The organism is Thermomonospora curvata DSM 43183 (assembly GCF_000024385.1).
GTDB lineage: Bacteria > Actinomycetota > Actinomycetes > Streptosporangiales > Streptosporangiaceae > Thermomonospora > Thermomonospora curvata.
Map to the genome: position 1 here is coordinate 4,411,337 of NC_013510.1, position 22,577 is coordinate 4,433,913.

At 72.3% G+C, this 22,577-nt stretch carries 26 protein-coding genes; 7 read left to right on the forward strand and 19 right to left on the reverse strand.

The window, feature by feature from the left end:
* Positions 1–4: 4 nt before the first annotated feature.
* From rdgB to TCUR_RS19025, 5 genes are all read right to left on the reverse strand, one after another.
* Positions 5–622, reverse strand: a complete 618-nt coding sequence (gene rdgB, locus TCUR_RS19005; RefSeq protein WP_012854177.1) for an RdgB/HAM1 family non-canonical purine NTP pyrophosphatase — start codon at positions 620–622, stop codon at positions 5–7.
* Positions 619–1,338, reverse strand: a complete 720-nt coding sequence (gene rph, locus TCUR_RS19010; RefSeq protein WP_012854178.1) for a ribonuclease PH — start codon at positions 1,336–1,338, stop codon at positions 619–621. The genes rdgB and rph overlap by 4 nt, the downstream gene beginning before the upstream one ends.
* Before the next feature lie 64 nt (positions 1,339–1,402).
* Positions 1,403–2,152, reverse strand: coding sequence for an MBL fold metallo-hydrolase (locus TCUR_RS19015; protein WP_012854179.1), 750 nt, complete (start codon positions 2,150–2,152; stop codon positions 1,403–1,405).
* Positions 2,153–2,182: 30 nt separating this feature from the next.
* Positions 2,183–2,995, reverse strand: coding sequence for a glutamate racemase (murI, locus tag TCUR_RS19020; RefSeq protein ID WP_012854180.1), 813 nt, complete (start codon positions 2,993–2,995; stop codon positions 2,183–2,185).
* 249 nt (positions 2,996–3,244) lie between these two features.
* Positions 3,245–4,045: a thioesterase family protein gene (locus TCUR_RS19025; RefSeq protein ID WP_012854181.1), complete on the reverse strand. Its 801-nt coding sequence runs from the start codon at positions 4,043–4,045 to the stop codon at positions 3,245–3,247.
* A 158-nt stretch (positions 4,046–4,203) separates the two neighbouring features.
* Here TCUR_RS19025 and TCUR_RS19030 point away from each other — a divergent pair, with 158 nt between their 5' ends.
* On the forward strand, positions 4,204–5,376 hold the full coding sequence (locus TCUR_RS19030; protein ID WP_012854182.1) for a DUF3825 domain-containing protein: 1,173 nt from the start codon (positions 4,204–4,206) through the stop codon (positions 5,374–5,376).
* A 12-nt stretch (positions 5,377–5,388) separates the two neighbouring features.
* On the opposite strand, the gene TCUR_RS19035 is transcribed toward TCUR_RS19030, so the two are convergent.
* From TCUR_RS19035 to clpS, 6 genes are all read right to left on the reverse strand, one after another.
* A complete protein-coding gene (locus TCUR_RS19035; protein WP_012854183.1) occupies positions 5,389–6,072 on the reverse strand; it encodes a hypothetical protein in 684 nt (227 codons plus the stop codon).
* Between the two features lie 57 nt (positions 6,073–6,129).
* Positions 6,130–7,077, reverse strand: coding sequence for a PLP-dependent cysteine synthase family protein (locus TCUR_RS19040; protein ID WP_012854184.1), 948 nt, complete (start codon positions 7,075–7,077; stop codon positions 6,130–6,132).
* On the reverse strand, positions 7,077–7,370 hold the full coding sequence (locus TCUR_RS19045) for a MoaD/ThiS family protein (protein WP_012854185.1): 294 nt from the start codon (positions 7,368–7,370) through the stop codon (positions 7,077–7,079). Before TCUR_RS19045 ends, TCUR_RS19040 begins: the two co-directional genes overlap by 1 nt.
* 292 nt (positions 7,371–7,662) lie before the next feature.
* On the reverse strand, positions 7,663–8,076 hold the full coding sequence (locus TCUR_RS19050) for a M67 family metallopeptidase (protein ID WP_012854186.1): 414 nt from the start codon (positions 8,074–8,076) through the stop codon (positions 7,663–7,665).
* A gap of 59 nt (positions 8,077–8,135) precedes the next feature.
* The gene (locus TCUR_RS19055; protein WP_012854187.1) at positions 8,136–8,663 is read right to left on the reverse strand and encodes a DUF2017 domain-containing protein; all 528 of its coding nucleotides are present in this window, start codon (positions 8,661–8,663) and stop codon (positions 8,136–8,138) included.
* 36 nt (positions 8,664–8,699) lie between these two features.
* On the reverse strand, positions 8,700–8,993 hold the full coding sequence (gene clpS, locus TCUR_RS19060; protein ID WP_012854188.1) for an ATP-dependent Clp protease adapter ClpS: 294 nt from the start codon (positions 8,991–8,993) through the stop codon (positions 8,700–8,702).
* A 56-nt stretch (positions 8,994–9,049) separates the two neighbouring features.
* On the opposite strand from clpS, the gene TCUR_RS19065 reads away from it, so the two are divergent.
* The 3 genes from TCUR_RS19065 to TCUR_RS19075 all read left to right on the forward strand — a co-directional run bounded on the left by TCUR_RS19065 (position 9,050) and on the right by TCUR_RS19075 (position 11,625).
* Positions 9,050–10,402 carry a nicotinate phosphoribosyltransferase gene (locus TCUR_RS19065; protein ID WP_012854189.1) on the forward strand — a complete coding sequence of 451 codons (1,353 nt, stop codon included), beginning with the start codon at positions 9,050–9,052 and terminating at the stop codon, positions 10,400–10,402.
* Positions 10,403–10,501: 99 nt separating this feature from the next.
* On the forward strand, positions 10,502–11,080 hold the full coding sequence (locus TCUR_RS19070; RefSeq protein ID WP_012854190.1) for a nicotinamidase: 579 nt from the start codon (positions 10,502–10,504) through the stop codon (positions 11,078–11,080).
* Positions 11,081–11,082: 2 nt separating this feature from the next.
* On the forward strand, positions 11,083–11,625 hold the full coding sequence (locus TCUR_RS19075) for a gluconokinase (RefSeq protein ID WP_012854191.1): 543 nt from the start codon (positions 11,083–11,085) through the stop codon (positions 11,623–11,625).
* 16 nt (positions 11,626–11,641) lie between these two features.
* On the opposite strand, the gene TCUR_RS19080 is transcribed toward TCUR_RS19075, so the two are convergent.
* The 4 genes from TCUR_RS19080 to TCUR_RS19095 all read right to left on the reverse strand — a co-directional run bounded on the left by TCUR_RS19080 (position 11,642) and on the right by TCUR_RS19095 (position 15,527).
* On the reverse strand, positions 11,642–13,399 hold the full coding sequence (locus TCUR_RS19080; RefSeq protein ID WP_174315353.1) for a DEAD/DEAH box helicase: 1,758 nt from the start codon (positions 13,397–13,399) through the stop codon (positions 11,642–11,644).
* Between the two features lie 84 nt (positions 13,400–13,483).
* On the reverse strand, positions 13,484–14,350 hold the full coding sequence (locus TCUR_RS19085; RefSeq protein ID WP_012854193.1) for a zinc metalloprotease: 867 nt from the start codon (positions 14,348–14,350) through the stop codon (positions 13,484–13,486).
* A gap of 339 nt (positions 14,351–14,689) precedes the next feature.
* Positions 14,690–14,941: a DUF3039 domain-containing protein gene (locus tag TCUR_RS19090; RefSeq protein WP_012854194.1), complete on the reverse strand. Its 252-nt coding sequence runs from the start codon at positions 14,939–14,941 to the stop codon at positions 14,690–14,692.
* Between the two features lie 10 nt (positions 14,942–14,951).
* On the reverse strand, positions 14,952–15,527 hold the full coding sequence (locus TCUR_RS19095; RefSeq protein ID WP_012854195.1) for a YqgE/AlgH family protein: 576 nt from the start codon (positions 15,525–15,527) through the stop codon (positions 14,952–14,954).
* Positions 15,528–15,692: 165 nt separating this feature from the next.
* Between TCUR_RS19095 and TCUR_RS27355 the strand changes: the two genes are divergently transcribed.
* Positions 15,693–16,400, forward strand: a complete 708-nt coding sequence (locus tag TCUR_RS27355; RefSeq protein ID WP_012854196.1) for a hypothetical protein — start codon at positions 15,693–15,695, stop codon at positions 16,398–16,400.
* Between the two features lie 37 nt (positions 16,401–16,437).
* On the opposite strand, the gene TCUR_RS19110 is transcribed toward TCUR_RS27355, so the two are convergent.
* The 3 genes from TCUR_RS19110 to TCUR_RS19120 all read right to left on the reverse strand — a co-directional run bounded on the left by TCUR_RS19110 (position 16,438) and on the right by TCUR_RS19120 (position 19,654).
* A complete protein-coding gene (locus TCUR_RS19110; RefSeq protein WP_012854197.1) occupies positions 16,438–17,838 on the reverse strand; it encodes an NAD-dependent malic enzyme in 1,401 nt (466 codons plus the stop codon).
* 160 nt (positions 17,839–17,998) lie between these two features.
* Complete coding sequence (locus tag TCUR_RS19115; protein ID WP_148233062.1) at positions 17,999–18,646, reverse strand: cytidylate kinase-like family protein; 648 nt, start codon at positions 18,644–18,646, stop codon at positions 17,999–18,001.
* 69 nt (positions 18,647–18,715) lie between these two features.
* Positions 18,716–19,654: a tetratricopeptide repeat protein gene (locus tag TCUR_RS19120; protein WP_012854199.1), complete on the reverse strand. Its 939-nt coding sequence runs from the start codon at positions 19,652–19,654 to the stop codon at positions 18,716–18,718.
* A 355-nt stretch (positions 19,655–20,009) separates the two neighbouring features.
* Here TCUR_RS19120 and TCUR_RS19125 point away from each other — a divergent pair, with 355 nt between their 5' ends.
* Both TCUR_RS19125 and TCUR_RS26630 read left to right on the forward strand, forming a co-directional pair.
* Entirely contained in the window at positions 20,010–20,789 is a 780-nt protein-coding gene (locus tag TCUR_RS19125) for an ATP-binding cassette domain-containing protein (RefSeq protein WP_012854200.1), read from the forward strand.
* Positions 20,782–22,107 (forward strand): hypothetical protein, encoded by a 1,326-nt coding sequence (locus tag TCUR_RS26630; RefSeq protein ID WP_041440104.1) that lies wholly within the window; start codon positions 20,782–20,784, stop codon positions 22,105–22,107. Before TCUR_RS19125 ends, TCUR_RS26630 begins: the two co-directional genes overlap by 8 nt.
* An 85-nt stretch (positions 22,108–22,192) precedes the next feature.
* Here TCUR_RS26630 and TCUR_RS19135 read toward each other — a convergent pair whose 3' ends face one another.
* Positions 22,193–22,516 (reverse strand): DUF3817 domain-containing protein, encoded by a 324-nt coding sequence (locus TCUR_RS19135; protein ID WP_012854202.1) that lies wholly within the window; start codon positions 22,514–22,516, stop codon positions 22,193–22,195.
* Between the last annotated feature and the right edge of the window lie 61 nt (positions 22,517–22,577).

The window sequence follows — 22,577 nt, forward strand, 5'->3', positions numbered from 1 at the left end:
CCGCTCAGGCGGGCCGGACGCCCAGGACCTCCGGGAGGATCTCGGCGAGCGCGCGCAGCGCCTTGCCGCGGTGGCTGACGGCGTCCTTTTCCTGCGGCGACAGCTCCGCCGAGGTGCGGGTGCCCCCGTCCGGGACGAAGATCGGGTCATAGCCGAAGCCGCCCTCGCCCCGGGGCCGGTCGATTATGCGTCCGGTCATGCGGCCCTCGACGATCCGCTCGATCCCGCCGGGGGTCACCAGCGCCACCGCGCAGGCGAAGTGGGCGCCGCGCCGCTCGGGCGGCACGTCAGCGAGCTGGTCGAGCACCAGCTCCAGGTTGGCGCGGTCCTTGTCGCCGGCGGCCTGGCCGAACCGTCCCGACCAGCGCGCCGACAGCACGCCGGGCATGCCGTTCAGGGCGTCCACGCACAGTCCGGAGTCGTCGGCGATGGCCGGCAGCCCGGTGTGGGCGGCGATGGCGCGGGCCTTCAGCAGCGCGTTGCCGGCGAAGGTGGGCTCGGTCTCCTGGACGTCGGGGGCGTCGGGGAACTCCTCCAGCCCCACCACCTCGATGCCGCCCAGGATGCGGCGCAGCTCGGCGACCTTGCCAAAGTTGCGGGTGGCGAGCACGATCTTGGTCATCGGTTCAGCGCCTCCTGCTGCAGCCGGGTCAGCTCGGCGCAGCCGCCGGCCGCCAGATCCAGCAACGCGTCCAGTTCCGCGCGGTCGAAGGGCTGCCCCTCGGCGGTGCCCTGGACTTCGACGAATTTGCCGTCCCCGGTGCAGACCACGTTCATGTCGGTGCCGGCCTCGACGTCCTCGGCGTAGCACAGATCCAGGCGGGGCTCGCCGTCGACCACGCCGACGCTGACCGCGGCCACCGAGCAGATCAGCGGGTCGCCCTTGATCAGCTCACGTTCGCGCATCCAGGCCACCGCGTCGGCCAGCGCCACATAGGCGCCGGTGATGGCGGCGGTGCGGGTGCCGCCGTCGGCCTGCAGCACGTCGCAGTCCAGCACCACGGTGTTCTCGCCCAGTTCCTTGAAGTCCACGCACGCCCGCAGGGAACGGCCGATCAGCCGGGAGATCTCCTGGGTGCGCCCGCCGAGGCGGCCCTTGACCGACTCGCGCTCGCCGCGGGTGTGGGTGGCCCGGGGCAGCATCGCGTACTCGGCGGTCACCCAGCCCAGGCCGCTGTCGCGGCGCCAGCGGGGCACCGAGTCCTGCACCGAGGCCGCGCACAGGACGCGGGTGGCGCCGAACTCGATGAGCACGGATCCCTCGGCGTGGTCGAGCCAGTTGCGCTGGATGCGGACGGGCCGAAGCTGGTCGGGTGCGCGGTCGTCAGGACGGGCCATGGCCTTCACCCTAGTACCCGCCCGCCCCCGCCACGTCCCGATGCGGCGAAGGCGCCGGCCGCGCTCAAAGCTCGTAGACGGTGCCGACCTGGGCGAGCTCGATCGGTCCCGAATAGTCGGCCATCTTGGCCTCGGCCAAGGTGACCGCCGGGTCGTTCCAGGGCAGCAGGTGGGTCAGCACCAGGCGGCCGACACCGGCGCGGGCGGCGTGCTCGGCGGCCTCCCGGCCGGTCAGGTGCATGTCGGGAGGGTTGGGACGGCTCTCCACGAAGGCCGCCTCGCACAGGAACAGGTCGGCGCCGCGGGCGATGTCGATGAGGGCCTGACAGCCTCCGGTGTCGCCGGAGTAGGCCAGCACCTTCCCCTCGTGCTCGACGCGCAGCCCGTAGGCCTCGACGGGGTGGTTGACCCGCGCGGCGGTCACCCGGAAGGGGCCCAGTTCGAACGGCTCGGCGGGGAATTCGTGGAAGGTGAACGCCTCCCCCATGTCGGGGTTGGGCTCCAGCTCATAGGCCTTGGCCATGTGCTCGGCGGTGCCCGCGGGGCCGTAGACCGGGATCACCGGCGCCTTGCCGAACGGGCAGTAGACGCGGGCGATCCAGTACACCGTCAGGTCCAGGCAATGGTCGGGGTGCAGGTGGGTGAAGCAGATGGCGTCGATGTCGAGCACATCGTGAAAGCGCTGCAGGGAGCCGAGCGCGCCATTGCCCAGGTCGAGCAGCATCGAAAAGCCGTCCGCTTCGACCAGATAGCTGGACGCAGGACTCTTCGGCCCGGGAAAGCTGCCGGAGCAGCCGATCACTGTGACCCGCACGCTCAACTCCTCCTTCGTGCCACGAGGAATTCAAGGGGTCAGGGCGGCGCCCGCGACGGCCTCCACCAGGCCTATCTCGGGCCCCAGGAACCTGCGTCCCAGCCTCGCGAACTCCGCCGGATCCCCGGTGACAAGGAACCGGTGCACGGGTGGGGACGCGGTCTCGGCGCGGGCCAGACCCTGGTCTTGAAGCACTCGGTATACGTCCTTAGCGGTCTCCTCGGCACTTGAGACCAGTGTGACCCCGTCCCCTACCACGTAGGAAATGGCGCCGATGAGCAAGGGGTAGTGGGTGCAGCCGAGGATGAGGGTGTCGCAGCCCGCATCCACGATCGGCTGAAGGTAGGAGCGCGCCACCGACAGCAGCTCCGGCCCCTTGGTGATGCCGGCTTCGACGAACTCCACGAAACGGGGGCAGGCGACGCTGGTGAGCTCGATGTGCGGGGCGGCGGCGAACGCGTCCTCATAGGCCCGGCTGGTGACGGTGGCGTGGGTGGCGATCAGTCCCACCCGCCCGTTGGTGGTGGCCCGTGCGGCCCGCCGGGTGGCGGGCTTGATGACCTCCACGATCGGCACGTCGTAGCGTTCGCGCGCGTCCCGCAGCATCGCCGCGCTGGCGCTGTTGCAGGCGATCACCAGCATCTTGACGCCCTCGGCGACCAGCTGGTCGAGCATCTGGAGGGCGAAGGCGCGGACCTCGGCGATCGGCCGGGGGCCGTAGGGCTGACGCGCCGAGTCGCCGAGATAGAGGATCGGCTCGTCCGGCAGCTGATCGAGAATCGCACGGGCGACGGTGAGCCCTCCGTAGCCGCTGTCGAAGATCCCGATCGGCGCGTCAGACATGGTCCTTTAGGCTAGGCGACAGTTCCCTTGCAAAGCGCGTGTTGCGTCGCACATCACACGTTCACGTAACCGTCATATGACGTGTTCGTTCAAGGCGGCCCCGACATATTCGGCAGCGGTGGTCATATCGCACCTCTGGCGCGGTGCCGCCCGGTTTCGGCCCAGGGCGCGCCGAAGCGGCGGGCGGCCGGCGCGCATTCGTCCCGCCCCTTGCTCGAACGTGTTGTCGTCGCAGGTCGGACCGGGTGGTCAAGACGAGCCGCGGCCGACGCGGGCGATCTGGCGGCTTTGGGCGACCAGCCGGCCGGCGGAGTCCCACACCTCCACGTCCTCGTCGAACCAGCCGTCTCGCACCAGCCGTCCGGTGCCGTACAGGGTCAGCGTGCCGGGGGCGGGCAGGGCGCGCATGTGCCAGGTCAGCTCGACGGTGGGGGCCCAGCCGGAGAAACCGGTGTTGAGCACCACCGGCGGCAGCGCGTCCACCGCCAGCGCCAGCAGGAAGGGGTCGGGGGCGTAGTCGTCGTCGCGCAGCCGGAAGTAGCCGCGCATCTCCAGGCGGCCGTGGGGCCGTCCGTCGAGCCATCCCATGGTGGCCGGGTCGAAGCGCATGTCCACCCGGTCGGCGAAGCCCCGGTCCTTGGCGGGCGAGGGCATGCGGCCGACGCACTCGTCGATCGGCGGCAGCGCGGGGGGCGCCTGGTCGGCCCAGTGCGGTTCGGCGGCCGGGTCCAGGGTGCCGGTGACGACCTGGGCGTCGATGACCGGCTGCCCGTCCTGGGAGAGGGTGGCCCGGACGGTGGCGGCGGTGCGGCCGCTCTTGCGGGGCTCCACGGTGATCTCGGCCGGGCCGGGCCTGCCCACCCGCAGGAAGGCGGCGCTGGTGGAGATCGGGTGGGCGTGCGGGGCGGCGTCCATCGCCGCCCGCAGCAGGACGGCCATCAGGTAGCCGCCGTTGAGCGCCTCACCGATGCGGAAGCCCGCGTCGAGTTCGGCCTCATAGCGTCCCTCGGCGACGCGCTCGACCGCCGTGGCGTTCCCGAACCGGCTCATCTCAGCACCTCAGCTCCGCCAGATGGAAACCGTATCTAGAATCACATTCGAGAACGAACCCTACCCTCTTCCGTTCTGCGCACTTGATGCGGCCGGGAGGAAATCGTCCCGGCGTGACGGCACTACTCTGGTGATCCCACCGATGCCGGAGTAGATCTGTGACGCCGCACGAGCCCAAATCCACCGCCTACCACGATCCCGGTCACCTCGGCGGCCCGCACCCGTTCGGCGGCGCCGAAGGCGCCTCCCCCGCCGCCGCCGCGACGGACGCCCTGGGCGGCACCGGAGCCGCGGGGCTGCCGCCGTCCTATGGCGGCCCGCTCACCGGGTCGAAGGGGACGGACGATCCGCTGGCCGGGGTGAGCGGATCGGCGGGCACGGCCGCCGCGGGCTCCCGGGGACGCCACGCCTACCTGGAGGAGGCCGCGGCCTACCTGAGCGAGACGGCCGCCACGGTCCCCCAGGCCCAGCCGGCATCCGCCCAGCCGATCTCCCGGCGCTCCCAGCGCGCCCTCTACAAGCACGCCACGCTCGGGCCGCTGCGGGCCGAGGACCCCTCGGCGTCCGGGGAGGACTTCTTCGACCTGCTGGCCCGGCTGGCCGAACCGGAGGAGTGGGGCGGCGCGCCCAGCGGCCCGGCCCAGGTGGCCCGCAGCGACGACACCTGGGTGCTGCGCGAGTACATCGAGCAGACCTTCGAACGGCTGTACCGGCAGCGCCGGATCCTCACCTCCCCCGACGGGGCGCACAGCGTCTTCAACACCGGCCTGGTCACCTCCCGCCAGGAGGAGATCTACGGCCTGTTCGTCCCCAGCCGCGACCCGGACGGGGCGCCGTGGCGGCTGCAGGGCTGGTACACCGAGTCCGAACGGGAGCTGCAGACTCACTTCCCCGAGCTGCCCCCGGCCGCCACCTACGCCGAAGAGCCCGCCGAGCTGGTCTACGACTGGCGGTGCGAGCTGGTCGTCAACGCCGGCCGGCTGCTGGAGTCCGCCGAGAACCTGGCGGCCCTGCCCGCCCCGCTGAACGCCAACCCCTACCAGGCCGGGCTGGTGCTGGAAGGGGCGGTGCGCCGGGCTCAAAGCCGGGCCCGGCGCGACTACCGCGCCGCGGTCCCCTGCTGGGACCCGCTCTCCGAACGGGTGCGGCTGCTGCTGCCGCTGTCGCTGACCAGCCCCGACGCGGTGGACGCGGCGCTGATGGTCGGCCGGGAGGACGCCCAGGAGGTCTACCGGGGACACCGGCTGCTGGCCCTGGACATCGCCTACGCCAGGGCGCGGCAGCTGGCCCGGCCCCACGACTGGCTCACCCCGCCCGCGGCGTCCTCCTGATCGGGCGGTCGTTCACAGGTCGGGGTCGGTGCCGTAGGTCTCGAAGGCGGCCTCTTCATACAGCCGCATGTTGATGTCGTGCGCCCACTCGGCGGCAAAGCGCTTGACCCGCCGGATCCGTTCCGCATCCAGGCCGTGGCGCTCGAACTCGGCCTCGGGCATCTGCTCCTGGCAGGTCAGCCGGTCGGCCAGGCGTTCCAGGCAAAAGTCGGGGGCGTTGCAGCCGCCCAGCCACTCCAGCCGCTCATAGCCGTAATCGCCGGCCACCGCGGCCACGTCGATGAGGTCGCAGGCGGCCAGCCGCCCGGCCAGCGCACCGACCTTCAGCCCGATCGCGTCCTCGTAGGCCACCACCGGGCAGCCGCCGATCCGCACCGGCCGCAGCCGCAGGGGGACGCGCAGCACGTTGACCCGGCAGGTCCGGCCGCCGCCGGGATCGGTGACCGCCAGGGTGAGGCACGCCTCATCCCTCCGATCGCCGCCCTGTACGCGCAGCCCCCGGTCCCGGTAGGCCGCGGTGATCGCCGCGGCGGCGTCCTCCAGCGGCAGCGGCTCGGCGGTGGCGAAGTCGACATTGCCGTGGGGACGGTCGATGAGCCCGTGCGCGCGCAGCGCATGGCCGCCGGCCAGCGCCAGGCAGAACTCGGCGCACACCGCCGCGGCGGCCTCGATCAGCAGACGGTGGAAGGGATCCATCACGGCGGGACGGCGGAGGGCGCACCGGCCGTCAGCGGACCGGCGACGGTCACGCCCTCACGCCCACAGCTGGCCTTCGAGACGCTCCTCGGCCTCTTCCAGGGTGCCCTCATAAGCCCCGGTGGACAGGTACTTCCAGCCGCCGTCGGCGACGATGAAGACGATGTCGGCGCGCTCGCCGGCCTTGACCGCCTTGCGGGCCATGCCCAGCGCGGCGTGCAGGGCGCAGCCGGTGGAGATGCCGGCGAAGATGCCCTCCTGCTCCAGCAGCTCACGGGTGCGGCGCAGCGCGTCCTGGGAGCTGACCGAAAACCGGGTGGTCAGCACCGACTCGTCGTACAGCTCGGGGATGAAGCCCTCGTCGATGTTGCGCAGGCCGTAGACCAGCTCGCCGTACCGGGGCTCGGCCGCCACGATCTTGACGTCCGGGACGTGCTCGCGCAGGTAGCGGCCCACGCCCATGAGCGTGCCGGTGGTGCCGAGCCCGGCCACGAAGTGGGTGATGGTGGGCAGGTCGGCCAGGATCTCCGGGCCGGTGGTCTCATAGTGCGCCTGGGCGTTGGCCTCGTTGCCGTACTGGTAGAGCATCACCCAGTCGGGGTGCTCGGCGGCCAGGCGCTTGGCCACCCGCACCGCCTCGTTGGAGCCGCCGGCCGCGGGCGAGGAGATGATCTCCGCGCCCCACATGCGCAGCAGCTGGCGGCGCTCCTCGGAGGTGTTCTCCGGCATCACGCACACCATCCGGTAGCCGCGCAGCCGCGCCACCATGGCCAGCGAGATGCCGGTGTTGCCGGAGGTCGGCTCCAAGATGGTGCAGCCGGGGGTGAGCAGCCCTTCCTTCTCCGCCTTGTTGATCATCCAGAGGGCGGGACGGTCCTTGACCGAACCGGTCGGGTTGCGGTCCTCCAGCTTGGCCCACAGCCGTACCTCCGGTGACGGGGACAGCCGGGGCAGCCCCACCAGCGGGGTACGGCCGAGGGAGTCCAGCAGCGAGTCGAAACGCATTACCGGGGGCCGCCGTGCGGTGCGCCGCCCGCCACCGCGGGCAGCACCGTGACCGTGTCCCCGTCGGAGACCTTGGTCTCCAGGCCGCCCAGGAAGCGCACGTCCTCGTCGTTGAGGTAGACGTTGACGAACTTCCGCAGCTTGTCGCCCTCGACCAGGCGGTCGCGCAGACCGGGGTGGCGGGAGTCCAGGTCGGTGAAGAGCTCGTCCAGCGAGCTGCCCTCGCCTTCGACGGACTTGGCGCCGCCAGTGAGGTTGCGCAGGATCGTCGGGATCCGGACCTCGATCGCCATCGCGATTGTTCTCCTTAGCGTCACAGGGGCCCACCGTCCGTGGGATGTCAACACGGGAGGGCGCCGGGGGATTCCGGGGCTGCTGCGGGCGGCTTTCAGGAACAGTCGTAGACGACCTCGGCGCGGCAGTGCCCGAACAGGAAACTCTGCACAGGCGGGACACACATGGATTCGAGTTTACCGAGGACCTCACCGCAGGCCGGAAGCCGACCCCTGCGCCCTGACCGGTTCGGTGACCCTCGTCGGCCCGCGGTCCCGGCGCTTTTCCGACGAGACGGGCCGCCCAGGGTGCTCAGTACGAGTCGACGATGCGGACCTCTTCCTCGGTCACCTCCCCGTCCACGATCCGGAAGGAGCGGAACTCCGTCACCTCCGGATCCCGGGTGGAGACCAGCACGTAGTGGGCGTTGGGCTCGGAGGCGTACGAGATGTCGGTGCGCGAGGGGTAGGCCTCGGTGGCGGTGTGGGAGTGGTAGATGACGACCGGCTCCTCGTCGTTGTCGTCCATCTCCCGCCACACCCGCAGCTGCTCCATGGAGTCGAAGCGGTAGAAGGTCGGGGAACGCTCGGCGTTCGTCATGGGGATGAACCGGGTCGGCCGGTCCGAGCCGATGGGGCCGGCGATCACTCCGCACGCCTCGTCGGGGTGGTCAGCGCGCGCATGCGCAACGATCTTCTCGTACAGGGCCCGCTCGATCGTCAGCATGCTCCGAAGGCTACCCGCCCGGCCGTCCCGCGTGATCGGCGGCCGCCGCGACAGTCCGCTCACCACACGGCCCGCACCAGCTGCTCTTGCAGCATGGTCAGCCAGTCGTAGGCGGCGTACATGGGAAAGCGCGGGTCGTCGCGGTCCAGCTCGGCGGCCTGCTCGTACCACTCCTCGGTGATGTCCAGCCGGGTGCCCAGCGCCAGCCGCACGTCGTTGAGGGCCCGCAGCCACGCCTGCGCCTGCTCGGCGTCCAGCACCACGTCCTCGCCGGGCCGCAGCGTGGCCAGCACCACCCCGGCGGCCTGGCGTTTGCCGTCGCGCAGCCCCGCCTCGGTGTAGCGGCGGAACTCCCGGGCCGCCTTGTCGTCTTCGGTATAGGCGTCGGGGAACAGCCGGGCCAGCACCGGATCGTCGGGCTTTTCGGCGTTCTCACGGATGCCGAGCGCGGCGGCCAGCGGGTCGGCGGAGGAGTCGGGCTCGCCGAGCAGGTCCAGCATCTGCTCGGTCAGGCTCCTGACCAGGGCCGCCTCGGCGTGGTCCAGCCGCAGCCGGACCCCCTGGCGGACGCGTTTGACCTGGCTCATGTTCCTCTTCCCGCGCGCCGTCCGGCCGCGATCGGTTCACTCATCGCGCTTGACGGTGGCCCACAGCCCGTAGGAGTGCAGGATCTCCACGTACCGCTCCATCTCCTCACGGCCGCCGCTGGCCACCACCGCCCGGCCCTTGTGGTGCACGTCCAGCATCAGCTTCTCGGCCTTGGGCTTGGGATACCCGAACACCGTCTGGAACACGTACGTCACATACGACATCAGGTTGATCGGGTCGTTCCAGACGATCGTCAGCCAGGGCAGGTCGGGCCGATGGTCCTCATCGGAGCGCGGCCGGTCCAGCTCCACCGGCGCCGGCGCGGTCATCGCGGATGCCCCCTTCCCCATGCGACTGACATGGCATACGACAGACCTGTGCATCCATGGTGCACACACCGGTCCGTAGTCTTCCACTTGTGGACCTTGGTTACAGTACGGCGCTGCTGACCGACCATTACGAGCTGACGATGCTGCAGGCCGCCCTGCGCAGCGGCACGGCCGGGCGGCGCGCGGTGTTCGAGGTGTTCGCCCGCCGCCTGCCGGCCGGGCGGCGCTATGGGGTGGTGGCCGGGGTGGGCCGGCTGCTGGAGATGATCGAGCAGTTCCGCTTCGGCGAGCGCGAGCTGGAGTTCCTCACCTCCCGCGGCGTCGTGGACGAGTCCACCGCCCAGTGGCTGGCCGGTTACCGGTTCTCCGGCGACATCCACGGCTATCCGGAGGGCGAGTGCTACTTTCCGGGGTCCCCGATCCTGACGGTGGAGGCGCCCTTCGGCGAGGCGGTGCTGCTGGAGACGCTGGTGCTGTCGGTACTCAACCACGACAGCGCCATCGCCTCGGCGGCCTCCCGGATGGTGAACGCGGCCGGGGGACGCCCGCTGATCGAGATGGGGTCGCGGCGCACCCACGAGGCCGCGGGCGTGGCCGCCGCCCGCGCCGCCTACGTGGCGGGTTTCGCCACCACCTCCAACCTGGAGGCGGGCCGCCGCTACGGCATCCCCACCGCCGGAACGAGCGCGCACGCCTTCACTTTGCTGCACGACAGCGAGCGGCACGCCTTCCAGTCCCAGCTGGAGTCGCTGGGTGAGGGCACCACGCTGCTGGTGGACACCTACGACGTGGAACGGGCGGTGCGCACCGCCGTGGAGCTGGCCGGGCCGCGCCTGGGCGCGGTGCGCATCGACAGCGGGGACCTGGCGGTGGCGGCCGGCCGGGTGCGCGCGCTGCTGGACTCCCTGGGCGCCCGCGACACCCGGATCGTGGTCACCGGCGACCTGGACGAGCACGGCATCGCGGCGCTGGCGGCCGCGCCCGCCGACGCCTACGGGGTCGGCACCGCCCTGGTCACCGGGTCGGGGGCGCCCACCGCGGCCCTGGTCTACAAGATGGTGGCGCGGGCCGACTCACCCGACCCGGACGCCCCGCTGCGCCCGGTGGCCAAACGCTCGGTGGGCAAGCCCACCCGGGGCGGGCGCAAGACCGCGGTGCGGCGGCTGGACGCCCACGGGGTGGCGTGCGCTGAGGTCGTCTCCACCGGCGAGCTGCCCGCCGGCCCGCGCGACCGGCTGCTGCCGGTTCCGCTGGTCCGCGGCGGCGAGGTGGTCGGCCGCGAGCCGCTGGAGGCGGCCCGGGAGCGGCACGCGGCGGCGCTGCGGGAACTGCCGGCCACCGCGCTGCAGCTGTCGGACGGCGAGCCGGCGATCCCCACCGAGTTCATCGACGAGATCGTGTTCCCTTAGCGGTCCCCCTGGAGGTTTCCCTGAGCGGACGGGAGTCCCGGCCCATCCGGTCGGGTAGCGTCCTTATGCAACGGGGGTGATCGAAGGCAAGGAGCGGTCATGGGCAGGGCACTGATCATCGTTGACGTGCAGAACGACTTCTGCGAAGGCGGCTCGCTGGCGGTCGCCGGCGGCGCCGACGTGGCCTCGGCCATCTCCCGGTACCTGCAGGAGCACGGCGACGCCTACGACCACGTCGTGGCGACGCGGGACTTCCACCTGGACCCGGGCGACCACTTCGCCGACGAGCCCGACTACGTCGACTCCTGGCCGCCGCACTGCGTGATCGGGACGCCGGGCGCCGACTTCCACCCGAACCTGTCGCTGGCCCCGATCGAGGCGGTCTTCAGCAAGGGCCACCACAGCGCGGCCTACAGCGGTTTCGAGGGCGCCGCCGACGACGGCACCTCCCTGGCCGACTGGCTGCGCGCCCGCCGGGTGGACCAGGTGGACGTGGTCGGCATCGCCACCGACCATTGCGTGCGGGCCACCGCGCTGGACGCCGCCCGCGCCGGTTTCCGCACCCGGGTGCTGCTGGAGCTGACCGCCGGGGTCGCCGAGGCCACCACCGAACGGGCGCTGGAGCAGTTGCGCGCCGAGGGCGTCGAGCTGACCGGCGCCCCCGTGGTGCGCGCCTGACGATGCCCGCCCCGCTCCCGCAGGTCGTGGTGGTGGCCGGCGTGTCCGGCACCGGCAAGTCCACCGTCGGCGGGCTGCTGGCCCGCACCCTGGGCTGGGAGTTCGCCGACGCCGACGACCTGCACTCCGCGGAGGCGGTGGCCAAGATGGCCGGCGGCGTGCCGCTCACCGACGCCGACCGGCTGCCGTGGCTGCGCAAAGTCGCCGCCTGGATCGACGGCAGGCTGGAGTCCGGCGGGCAGGGGGTGATGGCCTGCTCGGCGCTCAAGCGCTCCTACCGCCGGATGCTGGTGCACGACGTCGAGCGGGTGCGGCTGGTCCACCTGTCGGCCGACCGCGCCCTTCTGCAGCGGCGGCTGACCGAGCGGACGGGGCATTTCTTCAAGGCGTCCATGCTCGACAGCCAGCTGCGCGACCTGGAGCCGCCCGCCGCGGACGAACGCGCCGTCACCGTCACGGTCACCGCCGATCAGACCCCGCACCAGGTCGTCGGCCGCATCATCGACGCGCTCGGCCTGCACCGCCCGCGGGCCGCCGGGCATTGAGCCGCCGCACCGGCCTTCAGCGGCGTTTGGCGGCCCACTCGCGGATCTTGGCGATGCGCTTGCTGATGTCCTCGGCGGACGCCTGCGCCACCCGCGGCCCTCCGCAGATGCGGCGCAGCTCGTTGTGGATGACGCCGTGCGGCTTGCCGGTGCGGTGGCTCCAGGCGCCGACCAGGCTGTTGAGCTCGGTGCGCAGCCGGTGCAGGTCCTCGGCGGCGGTGCGCTCCCCGGCGGGCTCGGCGGTCTCTTCGGCCTTTTGCTTTTTGCGGCGCTGGGCGGCCAGCTGCTCGGCCTGGCGGCGGCGCAGCAGCGCGGCCACCTGATCGGGCTCCAGCAGGCCGGGGATGCCCAGGTACTCCTCCTCTTCCAGGGAGCCGGGGGCGGCCTGGGTGCCGAACTCGCCGCCGTCGTAGACCACCCGGTCGAAGGTGGCCGAGGCCTCGACGGTCTCAAACGGCAGCTCCTCGCCGATGACGTCCTTGGTGTCGCGCTGCCGGTTGGCCTCTTTGAGCAGCTCGTCGTCCAGCCCCTCCTCCCGGCCCCCGACACGGTCCAGCACGTGGTCGCGCTCGGCCTCCAGCTCGGCGGCGTGCCCCATGAGCACCGGCACCGACGGCAGGAACACCGAGGCCGTCTCGCCTCGCCGGCGCGAGCGCACGAACCGGCCGATGGCCTGGGCGAAGAACAGCGGGGTGGCGGTGCTGGTGGCGTAGACCCCGACGGCCAGGCGGGGGATGTCCACCCCTTCGGAGACCATCCGCACCGCCACCATCCAGCGGTCCTGCGAGTCGTTGAACTGCTTGATCTTCTTGCTGGCGGTGGGGTCGTCGGAGAGCACCACGGTGGCCGGCTGCCCGGTGATCTCGCGGATCAGCCTGGCGTAGGCGCGGGCGTCGTCCTGGTCGGTGGCGATCACCAGCCCGCCGGCGTCGGGCACCCCGCGGCGGACCTCGGTGAGCCGCCGGTCGGCCGCCGCGAGCACCTGCCGGATCCAGTCGCCCTTGGGGTCGAGCGCGGCCCGCCAGGCCTGGGACATCTGGTCCTGGGTGAGCGGCTCGCCGAGCGTGGCGGTCAGCTCATCGCCGGCCCGGGTGCGCCAGCGCATCTCCCCGGCATAGGCCAGGAAGATCACCGGGCGGACCACCCCGTCGGCCAGCGCCGGCCCATAGCCGTAGGTGTAGTCGGCGCGGCTGCGCCGCACGCCGTCCGGGCCCTCCTCGTACTGCACGAAGGGGATCGGGTTGACGTCGGTGCGAAAGGGGGTGCCCGACAGGCCCAGCCGCCGCGTCGCCGGCTCGAACGCCTCCCTGATGCCGTCGCCCCACGACAGCCCGTCCCCGGCGTGGTGGATCTCATCCAAGATCACCAGGGTTTTGCGCATCTCGGTGCGGTTGCGGTGCAGCGCCGGGCGGGCGGCGACGGTGGCGTAGGTGACCGCCACCCCGTGGAACTCCTTGCCCACCTTGCCCTGGGCGTTGGTGAACTCCGGGTCGAGCCGGATGCCCACCCGGGCCGCCGACTCGGCCCACTGCCGCTTGAGGTGCTCGGTGGGGCACACCACGGTGACCGCGTGCACGACCTTGCGTTCGAGCAGTTCCTTGGCCAGGCGCAGGGCGAAGGTGGTCTTGCCCGCGCCCGGCGTGGCCACGGCCAGGAAGTCGCGGGGGCCGTTGGGGTGAGCCGGGCCGAAGTACTTCTCCAGCGCCTGCTGCTGCCAGGCACGAAGCGACGACGCGGTTCCCCAGGCTGCTCGCTCGGGGAAGGCGGGAGGCATGCTCGAAGCAGCGAAGGTGCTCACGGTCCTGAAAGGGTAGCGAGCCGTGCTGACAGCGCGTGGGACGGCGAAAAGGCCCTCCGGCTACCCGTCGGCCGCGGCGCGGAAGGCCGCCCATGAGGCGCGGATCCGGCGGCCCTGCCCTGCGGTGAACTCCCGCATGCAGGTGTCCCAGGAGTAGTCCATGAAGTTGTGGATGGGGTCGGCGCCGGGAGACGGGCAGGTGTCCTTGGTGTCGGGGCAGCCGTCGGTGGGCGTCGCCTCATAGGGGGTGTCGTCCACCCCGTCGCCGGGCTCGCTGCAGCCGTTTTCGAAGGTGTGGAACAGTCCCAGCCAGTGCCCGACCTCGTGAACGGCGGTGTGACCGCGCGAGTACTCCTCATACGATCCGCCCGGCAGGCTGCGGTAGTCGACCACCACGCCGTCTTCGCCGGGCCGGCTGCTGTAGTACTGCGGGTAGGTGGAAAAGCCCAGGACGTCGATGCCCACCGCCGCCGTGTACAGGTTGAGGGTGGTCGCGCCGCCTTTGTTCAAAGCGGCCTTCATTTGCCGCTCGTAATGAATGGGGTATTTGAACCAGGTCGCGTTCGTGGTGACGTCGTAGCTCACCAGGCGGAACCGCACGCCGGTGTCGACCGCCCCTTTCCTGCGGCCGGCGTAGGCGGCGTTGAGGACGGCGATCTGCCGGGCGGCCCGCACCCGCGACACCTTCCCCCGCTCCCCGTCGGTGATGACATGGAACCGGACCGGGACGATGATCTTCCCGGTCCGGCGGGCGGCCCGGGCGGCGGCGGCCTCATTGGCGGTGCCGTACCGCTCGACCAGCTTGCGCCGCAGCTCGGCGAGCATCGCGGTGACCTGGTCGCCGCTGAGGGCGGCCGGGTCCCGGGCGGGGTCGCGGCCCGGCGGCGAGGGCCGCAGTCCCCGCGGCAACCCGGCGAACAGCCCCACGGCAGGCTCCTCGTGCGGCGCGGCCCGCCGCAGCGCGCGATCCCGCCCGCCGCCCGCCTGTGGTGGGCAGGAGTCGGCGGCCGCCGAAGCCGCCTGGGACGCCGGCCGAGCGGCGGACGAGACCTTCCAGGCACCGTGAGCGCTCAAGCCGGCACTGACGGTGACAGCCAGAGCGCACACCCCGATCCGGACGCCACACTGAACCATGACTCCCCCGACCCGTCGTAATCACATGGTGACAGGCCGAACTATCGCACGGTCGGCATGGCGCCCGTCGGGGTTTTCCGCGACAGGGCGGCCGCAGAGCGCCGCTTCAGCGCCCCGAAGCGGGCGAAACGGTCACTCCTGGCCGTCGCCGTCGCCGGGCTGCAGCCCGTCGTAGATCTCCTTGCACTCGGGGCAGATCGGGTACTTGCTGGGGTCCCGGTTCGGCACCCAGACCTTGCCGCACAGGGCGATGACGGGGGTGCCGGTCACCGCGCTCTCGGTGATCTTGGCCTTCTGGACGTAGTGCGCGAAACGCTCATGGTCGCCGTCGCCATGAGACAGATCGGGCCGCACATCGCTGTCGGGAAGAATCTTGGTGCTCATCTCGACCAGGTTAGTTCAGGCTCGGGTCCTCCGGAAACGTGGCCACGAACGCCAGCTCGCTGCGCTGCCGCCGCAGCACCGTCTGCCACAGCCGCTCCGGCTCGCCGGCGAACACATCGGCCGCCTCGCCCGCCACCACGTACCAGGCCCCCTCTGCGATCTCGGCGCGCAGCTGGCCGGGGGCCCAGCCGGCGTAGCCGGCGAACACCCGCATCTGGATGATCTCGGCGGCGATCAGTGCCGGCGGGGCGTCCAGATCGACCAGCCCCACCCGGCCCACCTCGGTGTCGCCGTCGAGCGCCCGCCAGCCCAGCGGCTCCTCCGTGCCGGGCACCCGGGCCAGGGCCAGCGGCGTGTCCACCGCCACCGGGCCGCCCTGGAAGACCACACTGGGGCTGGTGGTCAGCTCGGCCCACGGCGGCAGCACCCGGTCCACGGGCACCTCCAGCGGCCGGTTGAGGACGACGCCCAAGGTGCCCTCGTTCTCGTCGTGCTCAGCGATCAGGACGACAGTGCGCCGGAAGTTGGGGTCCTCAAGATGGGGGGTCGCCACCAGCAGGCGTCCCACCGCGATGCCGTCGTCCATGCTTCCATGATGCTCGGGCCCGGCCGCCGGCGGCATGCGCCCCGGCGAGTTGAGCCGTAATTGATTCACGCCGACCCGGGTATCGGGAGAATATTGAACGACCGGGAAACGATCTGGCACTGGCAGCCGCGGATTTGACGCGGACCGACGGGGCGGGAGAACGCGATGCAATTGCCCAGGGTCATCATCGCGGCGGTGTTCTTCGTCATCGGGTTGCTGATCGCGGTGCCCGCACTGGTGCGCACCGCCTCCTCCAGCTCGAACGCATCGGAGAGCCCGTCATCGGTCGGCGGCTCCACACCGCCGGCCACCGAAAGTCCCAGCGCCTCACCCAGCGAGGGGCAGCCCAGCCGCTCCCCCTCCAAGAGCCCGTCACCGACCCCGACCCCCACCGGCACTCCCGCCCCGACCCCGACCACGCCGCGGCCCGGCACCCCCGCACCGCCGCTGAGCGTGACGATCGGCCGGGTCGACTGCCCCGGCCGCACGGTCGAGGTGACGGTCCGCAACACCGGCACCACCCCGCAGGACTACACCATCGAGACCGACGACGACAGCCCGCCCAAGGGCGACCGCCTGGAGGCCGGGCGAACCCGCACCACCGAGCTGACCCTGCGCGAGGACCGCCGCACCCGGGTGACCGTCACCTGGCGGAACGAACCGGTGAAGCGGGCCATCCGCACGGCCGACTGCCGGCGGGCCGCCCCGGCGCGCGAGGAGCTGCCGCACACCGGGTCCGACTCCGGCGTGCTGTGGACCCGCACCATCACCGGCGTGGCCGCCATGATCACCGGCGCCATCATCTTCTGGTACGGCGGCATCTGGCCGCGCCGCCGCGAACGCGTCTTCCCCGACAAGAAGAACGCCGCCTGAGGCGGGCCGGCCCGGCCCCCGTCCGGGCGGGGGCCGGTCAGGACCCGGCGCGGACGGCGGTGGCGGCCTCGCGGACCGCGGCGGCCACCGCGGGCGTCACATCCGGGTGGAAGACGCTGGGCACGATGTAGTTGGGGCCGAGCTCCTCGTCGCTCACCACCGCGGCCAGCGCCCGCGCGGCGGCCAGCAGCATGTCCTCGTCGACCCCCTTGGCCTGGGCGTCCAGCAGCCCGCGGAACACCCCGGGGAAGGCCAGCACGTTGTTGATCTGGTTGGGGTAGTCGCTGCGGCCGGTGGCCACCACGGCGGCGTGCTCGCGGGCCTCGTCGTAGGCCACCTCCGGCTCGGGGTTGGCCAGCGCGAACACGATCGCGTCGTCGTTCATGGCGGCGATGTCGGCGCCGGTGAGGATGCCCGGGGCGGAGACCCCGATGAACACGTCGGCGCCCTTGACCGCCCCGCGCAGGTCGCCGCGGTAGTCGCCGGCGTTGGTGTGCTCGGCGATCCAGCGCAGCGAATCGTCCAGGTCGTCGCGTCCGGCGTGGACGGCGCCGCGGTGGTCGCACACGATCACGTGCTTGGCCCCGGCGTGCAGCAGCAGCCGCAGGATGGCGCTGCCGGCCGCGCCCGCGCCGGCCATGGTGATGTGCACCGACGACAGGTCCTTGCCCACCACGCGCAGCGCGTTGGTCAGCGCGGCCAGCACGCAGATGGCGGTGCCGTGCTGGTCGTCGTGGAAGACCGGGATGTCCAGCAGCTCGCGCAGCCGGGCCTCCACCTCAAAGCAGCGGGGGGCGGAGATGTCCTCCAAGTTGATGCCGCCGAAGGCCGGCGCGATGATCTGCACCGTCCGCACGATCTCGTCGGTGTCCTGGGTGTCCAGGCAGATCGGCCAGGCGTCGATGTCGGCGAACCGTTTGAACAGCGCGGCCTTGCCCTCCATCACCGGCAGCGCCGCCTGCGGGCCGATGTTGCCCAGCCCCAGCACCGCCGAGCCGTCGGTGACCACTGCGACGCTGTTGCGCTTGACCGTCAGGCGCCGCACGTCCTCGGGGTTGCGGGCGATGGCCAAACTGACCCGCGCCACCCCGGGCGTATAGGCCATGGACAGCTCGTCCCGGGTGCGCAGCGGCACCTTGGAGCGCATCTCGATCTTGCCGCCGAGGTGCATCAGGAAGGTGCGGTCGCTGACCTTGTGGACGCGCACCCCCTCGATCGCCTCGACCGCCGTGACGATCGCCTCGGCGTGCTCGGTGTCACGCGTGGCGATGGTCACGTCGATGCGCATGGTCTCGTGGGCCGCGGTGTTGACGTCCAGGGCGGTGACGATGCCCCCGGCGTTCTCCACCACGTGGGTGATCTGGCTGACCGCCCGTCCTCCGGCCGGGACCTCCAGCCGGACGGTGATCGAATAAGACACGCTTGGCGCGGTGGCCACGACGATTGCCCCCTACTTACGACGTGATTGCACATCAGCCGGGGTGACAAGACCCCCGGTACCCCCGGCGCCGCGCCAGGAGAAAACGGCGTTGTCCCACCCTCATCGTCGCACGACGGCCTTGGTCGGCGGCTCGAATTGGAGTAGCGCACCGGGTGGTTCACAGCGACCGGGCGGCCGTGACGATCAGTGAGACGACCGTGTCCGCCGGCAGCACGGTGCTGTCGATCACCAGATGGTAGAGCCGAGGTGAGGCCGGGTCGACCCGATAGAAATGCTTGACATAGGCGGCACGGGCCCGGTCGTCGTCGTCCAGGAGGCGGCGCAGCGCCCGCCGCCGCTCCTCGGCGGGGTGCTCCCCGGCATCGTCCGCCGCGCCGCGCAGCGCCTGCTCCAGCCGCCGGTCGGCGGGGCCGTCCAGCCGGACGTGCAGGGTGCGGGGACGGTCGCCGAGCACCGCGGCGGCGGCCCGGCCCAGGATGACCCCGCCGTCCCCGGCGGCCAGCTGCCTGATCACCCGTTCGGTGTGGGCGACGAACTCCTCGTCGGGGATCAGCTCCCGGTCCGGCAGGTAGACGTCCATGCCGCCGAGCGTCACCCCGGGCACCCGGGCGGCGCCGGCCAGGATGCGGGCCAGGCCGTGGGCCGCCCGGTCGTCATGCGCCAGCGCCTCCTCCAGCGAGCAGCCGATCTCGGCCGCCACCGCCATCGGCACCGCCCGGTCCACGAACGGCAGCCCGAGACGCTCGGCGACGGCGGGGCCGATCACCTCGCCCCCGGCGCCGAACGTGGCCGAAATCGTCACCACCCGGGCGGGCACATCACCATCATGCCCGCCGGGTCCTCGCCTCCGAACGTCCCGCAAGGGGGGCGCCGGTCAAAACAGCGCGGTCTGCAGGCGGCGGCGGGCCTGGGACACCCGCGGGTCGTCCGGCGGCAGCACCTCAAACAGCGACAGCAGGTGCTTGCGGGCGGCGTCGCGGTCCTCGCCGGCGGTGCGGCGGACGGTGGCCACCAGCCGCTCGAAGGCCTCCTCGACCCGGCCGGAGAGCATCTCCACGTCGGCGGCCTTCGTCTGCAGCGCCACATCGGCGGGGGCTGCGTCCGCCTCGGCCAGCGCCCGCCCGGGGTCGAGCTGGCGGGCCCGCAGGTGCAGCTCGACCTCGGCCAGCCCGCGCTTGGCCCCGGCGTCCTGGGGGGAGGAGTTCAAGATCTCCTGGAAGGCCGTCTTGGCCGCCTCCAGGTCGCCGCGCTGCAGCGCCTCCTGCGCCTTGGCGTAGACCGGGTCGGGCTCGGGCTGCGCACCGGCGCCGGGTCCGCCCTGCGGCAGCATGCCCTCCCTGCGCAACGCGTCCATGAACTGGCCGATGATCTGGCGCACCTGCGGCTCGGGGTAGGCGCCCGGCAGCAGGGGCATCAGCCGCCCGCCGACCACCGCGGCCACGAACGGGATGCCGCGCACCCCCATCTGCTGCATGTAGGCGGCCAGCTGGGGGTTGGCGTCGATGTCGACCTTGGCGAGGATCCACTGGCCGGCGGCCTCCTCGGCGAGCCGCTCCAGGATCGGGCCCAGCTGCTTGCAGGGCCCGCACCACTCCGCCCAGAAGTCCACCAGTACCGGGACCGACCGGGAACGCTCGACCACCTCGGTGTTGAAGGTCGCATCGGTGACGTCCACGACGTAACCGCCGGCCGCACCGGGCCCGTTCCCGGAGGTCTGCGCGGCCCTGGCCGCCTGTTCCTGCTGCTTTTTGAGCGCGGCCTGGCGGGCACCGAGATCGATCGCCCCGCGTATCGAGAAGTCCCGAGAAGCCATGGATCCATCCTGCCCCATCGCGGCGGCGCGGCGTGCACCTGTCCGCCATCGGCGATCGAGGCCCGCCGGCCCGGTGCGGCGGCCCGCTCTGGGCGCTCCCGCCCCGGCTCGCCCCGTCAAATCCGCTCATCGAATGAATTCGAGCATTTTCTGAAGAGTAAACAATCACGTTCACCCGACACGCCTTCTCGAAAAGGAAGCTGACGACGCTCGCCAAGCGCGGTTATAGTGCTGGGGTCGATGCGTGTTGCGACGGCAAAGGGGCACGGCCCGCCGCCCGCCCAAGGTCAAAGAAATCGGCACGCACTTTGGGATGGCCGCATCCGTCGCGATGCATGGCATTTTTGGGGGTTCAATGATCGCGGACTGCTCCGCGATCGTGGCCCGCGGGATGGGCGTCCGCCGCGCTGGGCGGTGGCTGCTGCGCCCGGCGGACTTCGACGTCACCGGGGGCGTGATCGGCATGGCCGGTCCGCCGGGCACCGGCAAGTCCACCCTGCTGGCCACGTTCGCAACGCTGCGCCGGCACCATGCCGGCACACTGGGAATTCTCGGCCACGAGATTCGGAGCGCGCGCGATGCGCGCGCCATACGGTCCCGGATCGGTTATCTGCCGGCCGATTTTTGGTGGACGCAGGGATTCACCGTGGCCGAATTCGTCGCCTATTCCGCCTATTACCGGCGGGTTCCGGCCAGTGCCGGGCCGGCGATGCTGCGGCGGCTGGAACTGGCCGACGTGGCCGAAGTGGAGGTGGCGCTGCTGCCGCCGGAGGCGCGGCTGCGCGCCGGGCTGGCCGCGGTCTGCGTGCACGAACCCGATCTGGTGCTGCTGGATGAGCCGCTGACCGGGCTGACCGGCGGGGAGGCCGACGCGCTGACCGCGCTGCTGGGCACGGTGGCGCCCACCGTGGTGGTCACCGCCCGCCGCGTCGAGGAGCTGGCCGGCTGGTGCGACCGGGTGCTGGTGCTCAGCCGCGGCCGGCTCACCGAGCACACCGCCGCCTCCCCCGTCCCGGCCGAAGAGGGTCCCGCCCGCCCCGCACCGGCCGAGCCCGCCGGGCGGGCCGTCCAGCCCGTCTTGGAGCGGCCCATCCGGCCCGCTCCGCTGATCGTGGGCAGCGGCGCCTGTGTCTGAGCTGGGACAGGTGCTGCGGCTGGACGCCCGCCGCATCGCCCCGCTGGTGGCGGTGCCCTCCCTGGCGCTGGTGGGAGTGGTGGCCGCCTGGCGGGCGATGACCCCGGGAGTCGCCGGCTGGGACAACGCCCTGGTCGCCCTGACCGCCTCGGTGCGCTGGACGGGCCCGCTGGCGGCGATGCTGGCGGCCTGGCTGGCGGTCCGCGAGCACCGGCTCGGCTACCTGCGCGACCTGAGCGCCCGTTCGCCGGCCACCGGGCCGCTGCTGGACATGCTGTTGCTCACCCACACGGTGCTGCTGTCCTACGGGGTGACGGCGGTGGCGGTCATCGGCGAGACGGCGCTGACCCAGCGGCCGGGCCCGGCCCACCCGCTGGGCCTGCTGGCCGGTGCGCTCGCCCTGGTGCTGCACGCGGTGGTGGGGTATCTGGCCGGGCGGCTGCTGCCCTATCTGCCGACCGTCGCGGCCACGGGCGTGGTGAGCGGGCTGTGGGCGGGGCTGCGCGGGCCCGGGTCGTGGGCGGCTCTGCTGCCCCCCGCGGCGATCGGACGGCTGGAACCGTTCACCACGCTGCACGCCGCGGTGCCCGCCGCGCAGCTGCTGTGGACGGCCGGCCTGGTGGCGGCGCTGGTCACCGGCTATGTGTGGACGCTGACCAGGCGCCGGGCGCTGGTGGTGGCGCTGGTGTGCGCGCTGGCGGCGACCGCGCTGGGCACTCACCGGCTGGTCTCCCGGCAGGAGGCCGTGGTCCCGGCCCGGGTCGGGCATGTGTGCCGGCAGTGGCCGCTGACGATCTGCGTGCACCCGGCGCTGGCCGGGGCGCTGCCGGCGCTGGAGACCGCGCTGACCCCGCTGGCCGCGCGGCTCGGCGCCACCCCCGGGGCCTTCACCCGCGTGGTGCAGCGGCCCGACGGCGAGCCGACCGGCATCCACGGCGGGGTGGCCTTCGTCCACATCCCCTCGCTGAACCCGGGTTTCGAACGCCAGGTCGTCCGGCAGATCCAGACCGCGCTGACCGACCGGCGCTCCTGCGCCGACCCCCGGAACGCCCGGGGCCTGGCCTACCGGGCGCTGGTGGACGTCTGGCTGCGCGGCGAGGAGGCCCCGCCGGCGGCCCCCTCCTCCTCGCCCAAGCCGGCCACCGGCAACCTGGAGCGGGCGTCGGTGGCCGCCAGCGTCAGCGCCCCGGCCGTGGAGCGCCTCACGCTGGCCGCGCAGCGCTTCGCCGGCTGGGACGAGGCCCGCCGCCGCGCCTGGCTGGCCGAGAACTACAGCGCCTACCGCTCCTGCACGCTCACCCTCCGGCACTTCCGCTAAAGGATCGGACGGGACGTCCCGCGCCCGATCCCTTGGGGCTTTCGCGGCCGGTTCGGCGCGGGATGCCGGATGGCAGAAGGCGAGGTCAGGCGCTGTGCGGAGCGCTCTGCCCCGTTGCGTTCTCCTCCTCGAGGGGGCGCAGCCACTTGCGTTCCACGAAGAACGGCGCCACCGGCAGGACCGCGGCGCCCAGGGCCAGCACCAGCCGGCCGTTGCTCCAGCCGGTCTGCGGACGGGTCAGGAACGCCAGCCCCACATAGGCGATGACCAGCACTCCGTGAATGGGGCCGAGCACCGTCACGCCTTCGGGGAAGTCCGCGGCGCGCTTGAGGACGCTGGCCACCAGCAGCAGCAGAAAAGAGGTCGCCTCCACCAGCGAAACGATGCGGAAGACGCGCACAGAGTCCACGAGAACCTGCTCTTTCTCCGGAAAGACTTTCGGCTCCCAGGCTATGGGCACCCCCGCCAGG

What these genes read in the sequence shown, in the direction of transcription:
- TCUR_RS19075 (WP_012854191.1), top strand. Translation starts at nt 11,083, where the DNA reads ATGCCCGCCCCGCTCCCGCAGGTCGTGGTGGTGGCCGGCGTGTCCGGC.
- TCUR_RS19125 (WP_012854200.1), top strand. Translation starts at nt 20,010, where the DNA reads ATGATCGCGGACTGCTCCGCGATCGTGGCCCGCGGGATGGGCGTCCGC.
- TCUR_RS19040 (WP_012854184.1), bottom strand. Translation starts at nt 7,077, where the DNA reads ATGCGTTTCGACTCGCTGCTGGACTCCCTCGGCCGTACCCCGCTGGTG.
- TCUR_RS19050 (WP_012854186.1), bottom strand. Translation starts at nt 8,076, where the DNA reads ATGCTGACGATCGAGCGGGCCCTGTACGAGAAGATCGTTGCGCATGCG.
- TCUR_RS19065 (WP_012854189.1), top strand. Translation starts at nt 9,050, where the DNA reads ATGGTGCACACACCGGTCCGTAGTCTTCCACTTGTGGACCTTGGTTAC.
- TCUR_RS19080 (WP_174315353.1), bottom strand. Translation starts at nt 13,399, where the DNA reads ATGCCTCCCGCCTTCCCCGAGCGAGCAGCCTGGGGAACCGCGTCGTCG.
- rph (WP_012854178.1), bottom strand. Translation starts at nt 1,338, where the DNA reads ATGGCCCGTCCTGACGACCGCGCACCCGACCAGCTTCGGCCCGTCCGC.
- TCUR_RS27355 (WP_012854196.1), top strand. Translation starts at nt 15,693, where the DNA reads ATGCAATTGCCCAGGGTCATCATCGCGGCGGTGTTCTTCGTCATCGGG.
- TCUR_RS19095 (WP_012854195.1), bottom strand. Translation starts at nt 15,527, where the DNA reads ATGGACGACGGCATCGCGGTGGGACGCCTGCTGGTGGCGACCCCCCAT.
- TCUR_RS19055 (WP_012854187.1), bottom strand. Translation starts at nt 8,663, where the DNA reads ATGAGCCAGGTCAAACGCGTCCGCCAGGGGGTCCGGCTGCGGCTGGAC.
- clpS (WP_012854188.1), bottom strand. Translation starts at nt 8,993, where the DNA reads ATGACCGCGCCGGCGCCGGTGGAGCTGGACCGGCCGCGCTCCGATGAG.
- TCUR_RS19025 (WP_012854181.1), bottom strand. Translation starts at nt 4,045, where the DNA reads ATGAGCCGGTTCGGGAACGCCACGGCGGTCGAGCGCGTCGCCGAGGGA.
- murI (WP_012854180.1), bottom strand. Translation starts at nt 2,995, where the DNA reads ATGTCTGACGCGCCGATCGGGATCTTCGACAGCGGCTACGGAGGGCTC.
- rdgB (WP_012854177.1), bottom strand. Translation starts at nt 622, where the DNA reads ATGACCAAGATCGTGCTCGCCACCCGCAACTTTGGCAAGGTCGCCGAG.
- TCUR_RS19120 (WP_012854199.1), bottom strand. Translation starts at nt 19,654, where the DNA reads ATGGCTTCTCGGGACTTCTCGATACGCGGGGCGATCGATCTCGGTGCC.
- TCUR_RS19045 (WP_012854185.1), bottom strand. Translation starts at nt 7,370, where the DNA reads ATGGCGATCGAGGTCCGGATCCCGACGATCCTGCGCAACCTCACTGGC.
- TCUR_RS19090 (WP_012854194.1), bottom strand. Translation starts at nt 14,941, where the DNA reads ATGAGCACCAAGATTCTTCCCGACAGCGATGTGCGGCCCGATCTGTCT.
- TCUR_RS19035 (WP_012854183.1), bottom strand. Translation starts at nt 6,072, where the DNA reads ATGGATCCCTTCCACCGTCTGCTGATCGAGGCCGCCGCGGCGGTGTGC.
- TCUR_RS19070 (WP_012854190.1), top strand. Translation starts at nt 10,502, where the DNA reads ATGGGCAGGGCACTGATCATCGTTGACGTGCAGAACGACTTCTGCGAA.